Source organism: Streptomyces sp. NPDC051322 (assembly GCF_040689485.1).
Classification (GTDB): domain Bacteria; phylum Actinomycetota; class Actinomycetes; order Streptomycetales; family Streptomycetaceae; genus Streptomyces.
This window is the reverse complement of record NZ_JBFBAK010000011.1, coordinates 82990-94026: the sequence shown is the minus strand read 5'-3', so window position 1 is coordinate 94026 and position 11037 is coordinate 82990. Positions and strand designations below refer to the sequence as shown.

Annotated in this window: 12 protein-coding genes; 3 read left to right on the top strand and 9 right to left on the bottom strand. The window is 71.3% G+C overall.

The genetic code is table 11. The annotated features are described in order from the left end of the window. Positions 1–173 precede the first annotated feature (173 nt). From AB0436_RS24810 to infC, 5 genes are all read right to left on the bottom strand, one after another. Complete coding sequence (locus AB0436_RS24810; RefSeq protein WP_366470134.1) at positions 174–1283, bottom strand: ATP-binding protein; 1110 nt, start codon at positions 1281–1283, stop codon at positions 174–176. A gap of 54 nt (positions 1284–1337) precedes the next feature. After that, positions 1338–2195 carry an RNA methyltransferase gene (locus AB0436_RS24805; protein WP_366470133.1) on the bottom strand — a complete coding sequence of 286 codons (858 nt, stop codon included), beginning with the start codon at positions 2193–2195 and terminating at the stop codon, positions 1338–1340. Positions 2196–2311: 116 nt separating this feature from the next. Beyond that, the gene (rplT, locus tag AB0436_RS24800) at positions 2312–2698 is read right to left on the bottom strand and encodes a 50S ribosomal protein L20 (protein WP_365854321.1); all 387 of its coding nucleotides are present in this window, start codon (positions 2696–2698) and stop codon (positions 2312–2314) included. 104 nt (positions 2699–2802) lie between these two features. Continuing rightward, positions 2803–2997 (bottom strand): 50S ribosomal protein L35, encoded by a 195-nt coding sequence (gene rpmI / locus AB0436_RS24795; protein WP_328539730.1) that lies wholly within the window; start codon positions 2995–2997, stop codon positions 2803–2805. A 125-nt stretch (positions 2998–3122) separates the two neighbouring features. After that, on the bottom strand, positions 3123–3809 hold the full coding sequence (infC, locus tag AB0436_RS24790; RefSeq protein ID WP_365854317.1) for a translation initiation factor IF-3: 687 nt from the start codon (positions 3807–3809) through the stop codon (positions 3123–3125). 364 nt (positions 3810–4173) lie between these two features. Here infC and AB0436_RS24785 point away from each other — a divergent pair, with 364 nt between their 5' ends. Then, positions 4174–4575: a DUF1844 domain-containing protein gene (locus AB0436_RS24785; RefSeq protein WP_366470132.1), complete on the top strand. Its 402-nt coding sequence runs from the start codon at positions 4174–4176 to the stop codon at positions 4573–4575. A 3-nt stretch (positions 4576–4578) separates the two neighbouring features. Here AB0436_RS24785 and AB0436_RS24780 read toward each other — a convergent pair whose 3' ends face one another. Together AB0436_RS24780 and AB0436_RS24775 are read right to left on the bottom strand one after the other, a co-directional pair. Continuing rightward, complete coding sequence (locus tag AB0436_RS24780) at positions 4579–5292, bottom strand: MIP family channel protein (RefSeq protein WP_366470131.1); 714 nt, start codon at positions 5290–5292, stop codon at positions 4579–4581. Positions 5293–5394: 102 nt separating this feature from the next. Next, positions 5395–6120, bottom strand: coding sequence for an SseB family protein (locus AB0436_RS24775; protein ID WP_366470130.1), 726 nt, complete (start codon positions 6118–6120; stop codon positions 5395–5397). Between the two features lie 109 nt (positions 6121–6229). Between AB0436_RS24775 and AB0436_RS24770 the strand changes: the two genes are divergently transcribed. Continuing rightward, complete coding sequence (locus AB0436_RS24770) at positions 6230–7123, top strand: serine hydrolase (protein WP_366470129.1); 894 nt, start codon at positions 6230–6232, stop codon at positions 7121–7123. Here the strand turns inward: AB0436_RS24770 and mycP are convergent. After that, positions 7098–8315, bottom strand: coding sequence for a type VII secretion-associated serine protease mycosin (gene mycP / locus AB0436_RS24765; RefSeq protein WP_366470128.1), 1218 nt, complete (start codon positions 8313–8315; stop codon positions 7098–7100). The genes AB0436_RS24770 and mycP overlap by 26 nt on opposite strands. After that, positions 8312–9580 (bottom strand): hypothetical protein, encoded by a 1269-nt coding sequence (locus tag AB0436_RS24760; RefSeq protein WP_366470127.1) that lies wholly within the window; start codon positions 9578–9580, stop codon positions 8312–8314. Before AB0436_RS24760 ends, mycP begins: the two co-directional genes overlap by 4 nt. A 241-nt stretch (positions 9581–9821) precedes the next feature. Here AB0436_RS24760 and AB0436_RS24755 point away from each other — a divergent pair, with 241 nt between their 5' ends. Then, positions 9822–11024, top strand: coding sequence for an amino acid deaminase/aldolase (locus tag AB0436_RS24755; RefSeq protein ID WP_366470126.1), 1203 nt, complete (start codon positions 9822–9824; stop codon positions 11022–11024). The last annotated feature ends 13 nt before the right edge of the window (positions 11025–11037 follow it).

Here is an 11037-nt window from a genome sequence, read left to right as displayed (position 1 = left end):
CCGTCGCGTCGTCCAGCACGCACCCTCGCCGCGTTGGCCAAAAGCCCAAGTAGCTCCGCTACAAGGACTTCCGGCCGCCTTGCGATCGCACGCACTGGACGACGCTCCTTTCGGGGCAAACATTGCCGGTCACGGCACTGAACGTCGCCAGGAGGCGGAGAAGCCCGTGGACCCTACTGGGCCAGGTAGGCCGGGGCGCCCACGGGCAGAATAAATCGGAACTCGGCGCCGCCACGGGGTCCGCGGCCGACGGTGATCGTCCCGCCGTGCGCCTCGACTATGCCCTTGACGATGTAGAGGCCGAGCCCGGTGCCCCCGCGTTTGCTGCCGCGCCAGAAACGGGTGAAGACACGGCCCATCGACTCCTCGGGAATGCCGGGTCCTTCGTCGGTCACGGTGACCCCGGTTCCCTTCTCGTCGTTCTTCGCGCAGGCGGCTGCCACGTCGATGGTGACGGTTCCCTCGCCGTGACGCACCGCATTTTCCAGCAGATTGCCGAGCACCTGGTCGACCTTGTCCGGGTCGGCCCAGAGATCCGGCAGCGGCTGCCGGATGCGGACCAGGAAGCGATCCGGGTCCTGTCCGGACGCGGTGTGCGCCTGGACGTGCCGTTCGACGGCCGCGACGACGTCCACGGGCTGGCGGCGCAGCTCCAGGCGGCCCGAGTCGATGCGGGAGATGTCGAGCAGCTCGGCGATCAGCCGGGTGACCCGGTTGGCGTCCGCGTCGACGGTCTCCAGCATCAGCCGCTTCTGGTCGTCGGTGAAGCGCTCCCACTTCGCGAGCAGGGTGGCGGTGAATCCCTTGACCGAAGTCAGCGGCGAACGCAGTTCGTGCGCGACGGTGGCTATCAGCTCGGCGTGGCTGCGCTCGGTGCGCCGACGCGCCTCGGTGCCCCGGATCGAGACCACCAGCCGGCGCACCGGGCCGGTGGGACGTTCGCGTACGTACCGGGCGGAGACCAGCACCTCGCGGCCGCCCGGCAGCAGCAGATTGCGCTCCGGCTGGCCGTGGCGGATGGCCAGACCGCCGTACGGGTCGGTGAGAGTCCACCAGCGGCGGCCCTTGAGGTCCTCCAGGGGCAGCGCCTGCTCCAGCGGGGCGCCGAGCGCGACGGCTTTCGGCACCGCGGTGATGCGGGCGGCGGCGGCGTTGAAGCAGATGATCCGGCCCCGGGCGTCGGCAATGACCAGGCCGTCGGGGAGATCGTCGGGGTCGACCCCGGAGCCTGCGGCCCCGATCGAACCACTCGAACTGCCCGAACCGTGTGACCTGGCCGACATCCCCGTACCCCACCTCTCCGAATACCGCAGTGGGCCCCCGAGTTCGTCACCCTACTAGGTGGAGGTGACGGAGCGGCACCCTCCGGAAGCGCGCTGCGCACGCGCGGACGCATAAAGGCATACGGCGGCGGCGGTCGCGAGGTTCAGACTCTCGGCCCGGCCGTGGATGGGAACGCGGACCACCGCGTCGGCCAGCGCGCGGGTCTCCGCGGGCAGTCCCCAGGCTTCGTTGCCGAAGATCCATGCGGTGGGCCCGCCCATGGTGCCCGCGTCGAGCTCGGCATCGAGGTCGTCGTCGCCTGCGCCGTCGGCGGCCAGGATCCGCACCCCGGCGGCCTTCAGCCCGGCCACGGCTTGCTCGACGGGGACGCCGACCGCCACCGGCAGATGGAAGTGCGATCCGACCGATGCCCGCACGGACTTGGGGTTGTAGAGGTCGACGGAGGCGTCGGTGAGGATCACCGCGTCGGCCCCCGCGGCGTCCGCGCAGCGCAGCACGGTGCCGGCGTTGCCCGGGTCGCGGACGTGTGCGAGGACCGCGACCAGCCGGGGCCGCGCGGCGATGATGTCCTCGATGGGCGAGTCCAGGAAACGGCAGACACCGACCAGGCCCTGCGGGGTGATGGTCTGCGAGAGCTCGGCGAGCACCTCGTCGGCGGCCAGGTGGACCCGCACCCCGGCGGCCCGCGCCGCCCGCACGATGTCGGCATACCGCTCGGCTGCCTCTGCCGTGGCGAACAGCTCGGTCAGGGTCGGCTCGCCGTTGAACCGGTGAGCGACCGCCTCCCGTACGGCCTGTGGCCCCTCCGCGATGAACCGGCGTTCCCTGGTACGGAAGTTGCGCCGGGCCAGCCGCTTGGCGGCGGCGACGCGCGGGGAACGCGGGGAGATCAGCTCGGCGGGGGTGCCCATGGTCGGCGTTTCACCTTTACGTGCGGGGTGGTGTGAAGGGCTGCGGAACTACGGAACACAGCGGACCCGCAGACGGTGTCCGTCTGCGGGTCCTCCGATGGAAGAGCTCGCCTGGATCAGGCAGCGGTCTTCGGCGCGTTGACGTCGCTCGGGAGCGCCTTCTGCGCGACCTCGACCAGCGCGGCGAACGCGTTGGCGTCGTTGACGGCCAGCTCGGCGAGGATCTTGCGGTCCACCTCGATGTTGGCGGCGTTCAGACCCTGGATGAGGCGGTTGTACGTCATGCCGTTCTGGCGGGCAGCGGCGTTGATGCGCTGGATCCACAGCCGGCGGAAGTCGCCCTTGCGCTTCTTGCGGTCGTTGTAGTTGTAGACCAGGGAGTGGGTGACCTGCTCCTTGGCCTTGCGGTACAGGCGCGAACGCTGACCGCGGTAGCCGCTGGCGGCTTCGAGGATTGCCCGGCGCTTCTTGTGGGCGTTGACTGCCCGCTTGACGCGTGCCACTTGTTAACTCCTTGTAGCGGGGCCGTGGGGGGACTCACACGGCCCGGAAACGAATTGGTCCCGGTCCGATGTCGCGCCTCCGGTGGTCACCGGGGGCTGCGGCATCACTTGCCGAGAAGCTTCTTGACCTTCTTGGCGTCGCCCGGGGCCACCGTGACCGTGCCGGTCAGCGAACGGGTCTTCTTCGACGACTTGTGCTCGAGCAGGTGGCGCTTGCCGGCGCGCTCGCGGAGCACCTTGCCCGAGCCGGTGATCTTGAAGCGCTTGCTGGTACCGCTGTGCGTCTTGTTCTTCGGCATCGCGCCGTACTCTCCTCGTCAGTGACGCTCCCCCGGTGCGGGCACCGGACAGCAGGAGCGTCAGATCGTTGGTATGTGTTCCGGACCGGACCGGACCGGGGCCGCCTGGGTGGCGGCCCCCGCGGTCACGCTTCGGAGGATGTCTCGGCCTTTTCGTCGGCCGCTGCCTCGGCCGGAGCTTCGGCAGCCTCGCCCGTGGCCTCGTCGGTCGCGTAACCCTGGCGCTCCGCCTTGCGGGCGGCCTGGGCCTCGCGAGCCTCGGCCATGGCCTCGGTCTTCTTCTTGTGCGGGCCGAGAACCATGATCATGTTTCGGCCGTCCTGCTTCGGGTTCGACTCGATGAACCCGAGCTCCTCGACGTCCGAAGCGAGACGCTGAAGCAGCCGGAAGCCAAGCTCCGGGCGGGACTGCTCACGACCACGGAACATGATCGTGATCTTGACCTTGTCGCCCTGCTTGAGGAACCGGACGACGTGACCCTTTTTGGTGTCGTAGTCGTGCGGGTCGATCTTCGGCCGGAGCTTCATTTCCTTGATGACCGTGTGCGCCTGGTTCTTGCGCGCCTCACGGGCCTTCATGGCCGACTCGTACTTGAACTTCCCGTAATCCATGAGCTTGCACACGGGCGGACGGGCGGTCGCCGCGACCTCGACCAGGTCGAGGTCGTACTCCTGTGCCAGTTCCAGGGCCTTGGCAAGCGGCACAATGCCGACCTGCTCGCCACTGGGTCCGACAAGTCGCACCTCGGGAACGCGAATCCGGTCGTTGATGCGGGGCTCGGCGCTGATGGATCCTCCTCGGTAGCACCACACGACTGTCTGGCAGAAAGCCGCGTAACGTCTGTATGAGACAGACCAACCGCTCGGAGGTATGAAAAATGCCCCGGACGGGACACAGGCGGGAGCTCCTTTACTACCGGAGCACCGCCGCGTCTACCGCGGGGCGCACATCGGGCGGCTTCCATCGTCCGTACGGAACGATGGGCACCACCTGACCGGTGACCCGCCGTCCCGAAGGACAGCCAGGTGGGAGATCGGAGCCTCCACTTGTGGGCCGAACACACAGGTGTCCGACCGGTCGTTACGCAAGGTTAGCACCTCGCCGCGGTTCGGACCAACCGGCGTACACCGGATCCTCCGCGCGGGCGCTCACGGGGCTGCGCATATCGTAGGCGCCATGAGCGACGCGACCCCTCCTCCCGACTCCCCCGATTCCCCCGGCCTCCCCGGCTCCGCAGCGGATGCCCCCGGCTTCGACGCCATGACCCGCGACATCGCGGACGTTCCCGCCGTCGAGGTGATCACAACGGTCGCGGTGCACCTGATGAGCTCGGCGGCCGTCAACCTGGGCCTGGCCGAGGACGGCGAGCAGCACAAGGACCTCGACGAGGCGCGGAAGCTGATCCAGGCGCTGGCCGGTCTGATCACCGCCAGCGCCACGGAGATCAGCACCTTCCACGCGGCGCCGCTGCGCGACGGACTGAAGTCGCTGCAACTGGCCTTCCGCGAGGCCTCCGCGGTCCCCGACGAGCCGGGAGAGGGGCCCGGCGAGAAGTACACGGGGCCCGTCCGCGGCTGAGCGTCAGACCCGGTCGGCCTCCGCGGCCGGCAGTCCGACCGGGTGGGTGAACCGGTGTGCGTACGCTGCGACCGCCCCGCCGACCAGAGGGGCGACCAGGAACAGCCAGAACTGGGCGAGGGCCGAGGTACCGGCGAAGACGGCCGGGCCCAGGCTCCGCGCCGGGTTCATTGACGCACCGGTCAGCGGGATGGCGATCAGATAGACCCCGGCGAGAGCCAGCCCGATCGGCAGACCGGTCGAGCCGGTGATCGTCAGCCGGTCGGTCACGGCAAGGAAGACGAAGACGAACACGAAGGTCAGCACGAACTCCGCGAGGAAGGCGCCACCGGTGGTGATGTGCAGCGTCGACCTGTCGCCGTAGCCGTTGCTGCCGAACGCCCCGTCGGTCTTGAGTCCCGGCACCTGGTGGGCGAGCAGGTAGAGGATCGCCGCGCCGACGATCCCTCCGACGAGTTGTGCCACCCAGTACTCCACTGCGGTGCGCACCTTCATCCGCCCCGCCATCAGCATGCCGAGTGTGACCGCCGGGTTGATGTGGCAGCCCGAGATCGGGCCCAGCGAGTAGACCAGCGCCAGCATGGTGAAACCGAAGCAGAGCGCGATGCCGAAGGCACCGATGTACTCACCGGCGAGAACCGCGGCACCCACCGCGACGAAAACCAGCAGCAGGGTTCCCAGGAACTCGGCGACGATCTTCCGCGTCTCCGTCTCCATAGTTCACACCTCACGAAGATTGTCGGATTTCACCGCAATTATTCGTCGTGGTGGCCAGGTGTGCCTGTCGGGATTCGCTGAGTAACGCTCCGCGGGCCCGGATCAGCGCTCGAAGAGCGCGGCATTGGGGGCCGGCGCCTCCTCCGGCAGCAGCGCCAGATCGAGTCCCCGCACCAGCCGGGCGCGCAGCACCTGGTCGGCCGCGAGCGCACCGGCCACCCGGTGGGTCGCCGCCACCCGGTCGGCGCCCGGCGCCAGCACGAGGGCTAGTGTCCCGTCGGCCCGGCCCGGCCCCAGATGGGCGCGGAGCACGTCCGGCTGGGCGGCGACCACGCCGCGCACCGCCTCGGCCACGGCCGGGTCGTCGAGCGGGTCCGTGCTGGTCCGCCCCTCGGCCAGGGCGAGCAGCGCGGCGCCCGTCAGCTCGTACGGAACCGGGCCCGCCAGATCCAGCAGAAGAGTGTCGGCCCGTTCGTGGGCGGCCGCCTGCAGCGCCTGGTGCAGCGGTACGGCAACCGGGCGGGCCTGCGGGTCCCAGCGGGCCAGCGACTCGGTCGACGTGAAGGCGGGCAGCGCCTTGCGGTCCCCGGCCTGCAAGGTGGGAACGGCCATGTCGCTGTTCTTCTCGGTGCGCAGCCCGTCGCGGATCTCCGTCTCACCGAGCACCGCGACGACCGGCACCAGCAGCCGGGCGTCCCGCAGGGCTTCGAGCACCGCGGGCTCCGCCGACCTGTCCTGCGACCAGTCGGCGAGGGCCGAGGCCAGCCGGGGATCCGCGGTGCCGTCGTCGTCGGAGAAACCGGAGTCCGGAATGTTCTTGAGCGCCACATCCCGAGCCTAGCCGCCGCCGGCGGCACGCCGGATCCGGGGCTCGTTCTCACCGCACGTTCAGCTCGTGCACAGTGCGCACCCAGGCGCGCTTCCTACGGTCCCGACCATGAGCGCACCCAGACCCCGGATATGCGCGGCGGCCTCGCTCGCCCTGCTGCTGACCGGCTGCACCTACTCGGCCGTGCCCACCGCGATGAGCTCACCCGTATCGTCGGCGTCGGCGCCCGCCACCGGGTCCCCCGCCGATTCCGCCCCGAGCGAGGAGGCCACCGTGGATCTCGACGCGATGCTGGCCGCGGCGCTGGAGCCGGTGGCCGGGGACGCGTCGCTGTCGGCCGCGGTGCTCGACACGAAGAGCGGGGCGACCGCGGCGTACGGTCAGCGCGCTTACGACACCGCAAGCATCGTGAAGGTCGGCATCCTCGCCACCCTGCTGCTCCAGGCGCAGGACGCGGGTCGGCCGCTCACCGCGCGGGAGAAGACGTACGCCACGGCCATGATCGAGCACAGCGACAACGCTTCGGCCACCGCGCTGTGGAACACGATCGGCGGTGCGAAGGGACTGAACGCGGGCGGACGACGGCTCGGGCTCACCGGGACCACGGGCGGCGAGAACGGCGAGTGGGGGCTGACGCAGACCACCGCCCGGGATCAGCTGACGCTGCTGACGGCGGTGTTCGGTACGGGCTCGCGGGCCGGCGGTGTGTCCCCGCTCAGCGCGGCCTCCCGCGGTTACCTCACGGGTCTGATGAGCCGGGTGGAGGCCGATCAGCGGTGGGGCGTCTCGGCGGCCGGCAGCAGCTGTGCGCTGAAGAACGGCTGGCTCCCGCGAAGCGCCACGTCGCTGTGGGACATCAACAGCATCGGCCGGGTGACCGCGAACGGCCGCGTCTACCTGATCGCTGTGCTCTCCGACGGCCACGCCACCATGGCGGCCGGCATCTCGAAGGTCGAGGACGCGGCACGGGCCGCCGTCACAGCGCTCGCCGGTACCGGCTGAAGCCGGCTCCCCGCCCGCCCGTCGTGCCGGCGCTGCGCCCGCCCCGCCACAGCACCGCGCCACCGACCAGCACCAGCACGCCGGTGGCGCCCGCCAGCGGGACCAGCCAGCCGGCCGGTCCGCCGCTGCCGGACCGCGCATCGGGGCCGGGGCCGAAGTACTTCTGCCCGTATGCCGTGGCCTCCGTACGGACGTTCGCGGGCGTGAGTTTCGCCGCCGCCTTCAGCGCGGCCGCCGTATCGACGATGCCGTAGCCACGGGCGTCGTCACGGCCGCCCTGGGGAGCGTTGCGGGCCGTGTCGGTGAGCAGCTTCCTGATCTGGACCGGGGTCAGGTCCGGGTACGCCGCGCGGACCAGCGCGACGGCGCCGGAGACGAAGGCGGACGCCGCGCTGGTGCCCCAGCCCAGGTAGTACTTGTGGTCGGGATCGGCTATCACCACGTCGTCGCCGGGGGCGCTGACCGTCGCGTACCAGTGGCGGGTCGAGAAGGAAGCATGGGTGCCGTACCGGTCGACTGCGGTCACCGCGATCACACCGGGATAGGCGGCCGGGTAGGAGACGGGGTCGCCGTCCTCCCCCTTGTTGCCGGCCGACACGACGACCACCACGCCCTTGGCCAGCGCGTACTGGATCGCCGAGTCCTGGGTGGGCTCGGGGTGGGCGGAGGCGCTGTCGTCGCCGAGCGACAGGTTGATGACGTCGGCACCATGGTCGGCCGCCCACCGGATGCCGTCGGCGAGGGCGTCGCCCCGGGAGGCGTGGGCCTTCTTGATGGCCGGGTCGCTGCCCTCGAGGATCACCCGGACCGGCAGGATCCTGGCTTCCGGCGCGATCCCCATGATGCCGTCCTCATGGCCCGGCCCGTGGCCGTGACCGGCGATGATGCCGGCCATCGCGGTGCCGTGGCGGGCCCAGGAGCGGTCACCGCGCCGGGCGCCGAAGCCGATGAAGTCCTTGCCCGTGAGCACCTGTCCGGCGAGATCGGGGTTGGTGTTGTCGACTCCGGTGTCCAGCACGGCGACCGTGACACCCTTGCCCTGGGTGGTACGCCAGGCCTGGGGGGCGTGCATGGATTCCAACGCCCATTCCTGCGCGCGGATGGAGTCGGCGTGGGCGGGGACGGCCGGCAGCACGGCGCAGGCTGCCGCGGCCATGGCGGACGCCAGTGCGATCGGTCCTCGGCGTCTCATCCGGGCTGCTCCGTGGCTGTGGCGGCGTTCTTCCGCAGTGCGCGTTCGACTCGCTCCTCGATGCCCTTCGCCTCGTGCCCGAGCCCCGCCTGGGCGGCGGCGGTCGTTCCGGAGGGCTGCATCGCCTGCGCGGCCGGCTGCGGCTCGGTGACCTTGCGTCCGTCGGCGAAGCCGGAGACCGCGTACACCACGACCGGAGCGTCGGTGAGGACGCTGATCGTCCAGCTCGCGCGCTGCTGGTTGCCGAAGCCGGCCGCGACGGTGGACTTCACCGGGTAGGTGCCGGGCAGCAGATCGGTGCGTTCGCCGAGCTTCTCGGTGGTGAACCGGGCGTGCAGCGCGGTCATGGCCGCCGGGTCCGCCTCGGTGAAGACCATCCCGACCGTGGTCACGTTACTGCTGGTCGCATCCGTGTAGGTGGCCCGCAACAGCCGGACGCAGCCGACCGGTTCGAGCGCCTTGAGCAGCAACGGGTCCAGTTTCCCGCGGCAGGTGGAATCGGGTGCCACCCCCAGTCGGGTCCAGGTCCGGTCCGCGCCGCCGGGGCCCGCACCGGTGCCCTGGAGGGTGCGCGGAAAGAGGGTGTCGACCGGAAGGCTGTGCCAGAGGCCGCGTTCGGTGGCGAATCCGGCACGGGGGTCGGCCGCCCCGGCTTCGCCGCTGAGCACGCTTCCGGCGACCGCGCCACCGATGAGCCCGAGTCCCAGCACCACGCACGCCGCGACGGCCGCTGCCCTGCCGGGGTGGCGGGCGGCGACCGGGCGGAGTCGGGTGGTGGTCTCCGAAGGGGTCTCGGGGAAGCCCGGGCGCGGCGGTGCGTAGACGGTGGGAGGGCCCGCGCCGGGGCGCGGTGTGAGATCGACCGCGCCGACGGGCCTGCGGCGGGTGGGCGGCGGCGTCGCCGGGCGGGGCGGTATGCGCGGCGGCGCGAGGTACCCGGCGGTGGGGTCGGCGGCGGATCGCGCTTCGCGGGTGGGCGGTTCACCCGGGGGGCGCGCGGTGGGCGGCTGCCCTGGCTCGTCGTCGGGCGCTTCATCGGCGCGCGACTTGTCGGTGGCCGGATCCTCGGTGCGCGGATCGAGGCGCGGTGGCTCGACTATGGGCCGCAGTCGGGTGGTCGTCTCGACGGAGCTCTCGCCCGCGGCTCCCGTGACCGCCGTGGTGTCCGCGGCGTCGGCGGGTGGTTCAGCGACCGTCCGTGGCGGCGGCTCCGCGGGGCGCGGCGGAAAGGACGGGAACGGGGCACGTCGCGCCTCGGTACTCATCCGCCCCCCTGTGCGTCCGGCTGTGCGTCTGTCTGTGCGTACGCCTTTGCGTCCGCGTACGTCCGGCCGGACGTGGTGCCGGCGGTCCGCTCGCGTGGCGCCGCCTGTTCGCCTTCCGATGCGGGCCCGTCCGTCACTCTACGGGCTGGCGGCGGGCCTGCGGGAACTGCACGGTACGCCCGGGGTATCTGCCCAGAACGTCCCCCTACCCTCCGGTAATCATGTCTGGCAGGCTTCGCTCATGACGCCCCGTGCTGCTGACCGGACCCGGTACGACCGAGCCACCGCCGCCCTCGACGCTCCGTTGGCGATCGTTGATCTCGAAGCCTTCGACGCCAACGCCGACGATCTGGTCCGTCGCGCGGCGGGCAAGCCGATCCGGGTGGCCAGCAAATCCGTACGCTGCCGCGCCCTGTTGGAACGGGTGCTGGAGCGGAACGGCTTCGCCGGGCTGATGTCGTTCACCCTCGCCGAGTCGCTGTGGCTGGCCCGTTCGGGTTTCGAGGACGTCCTGCTCGCCTACCCGTCGGCCGACCGCGCCGGCTACGCGCAACTGGCGTCCGACCCCAAGCTCGCCGCGTCGGTGACCGTGATGGTCGACGACCCGGCCCAGCTGGCGCTGATCGACGGCGCGCGGGAGGGCGGCCGCGAGGAGATCCGGGTCTGTCTGGAGCTGGACACCTCGCTGCGGCTGCTCGGCGGACGGATCCGCATCGGGGCGCTCCGCTCCCCCTTGCGCGATCCCGCTCAACTCGCTGAGCTGGCCAGGTCGGTGGCGCGTCGCCCGGGCTTCCGGCTGGTCGGCCTGATGGCGTACGAAGGCCATGTGGCCGGTGTCGGCGATTCGGTCGCCGGGCGTCCGGTGCGCTCGGCGGCGGTCCGGCTGATGCAGACGGCGGCTCGCCGGGAACTGGCCGCGCGGCGCGCCGCGGTGGTTCGTGCCGTCCGGGCGGTGGTTCCGGAGCTGGAATTCGTCAACGGTGGCGGCACCGGCAGTGTCCAGCACACGGCGGCGGAGGAAGCGGTGACCGAGATCGCCGCGGGCTCCGGGCTGTATGTGCCGCGGTTGTTCGACAACTACACCTCGTTCGCCGGGCGTCCCGCGGCACTCTTCGCGATGCCTGTCGTACGGCGTCCGGGCGTCGGTGTGGTGACGGTGCTGGGCGGCGGTTACCCCGCGTCGGGGGCCGCGGGGGCGGACCGGCTGCCCGTGCCGTATCTGCCCGAGGGCCTGCGCTACGACCCGCAGGAGGGCCCCGGCGAGGTGCAGACGCCGCTGCTCGGGTCACCCGCCGATGATCTGCTGATCGGCGACAAGGTGTGGTTCCGGCATGCGAAGGCCGGGGAGCTGTGTGAGCGCTTCGACGCGCTGCGACTGATCGAGGGCGAACGGGTGAGCGCGACGGTACCGACCTACCGGGGCGAGGGGCACACCTTCCTGTAGGGCGTAGCCCCGC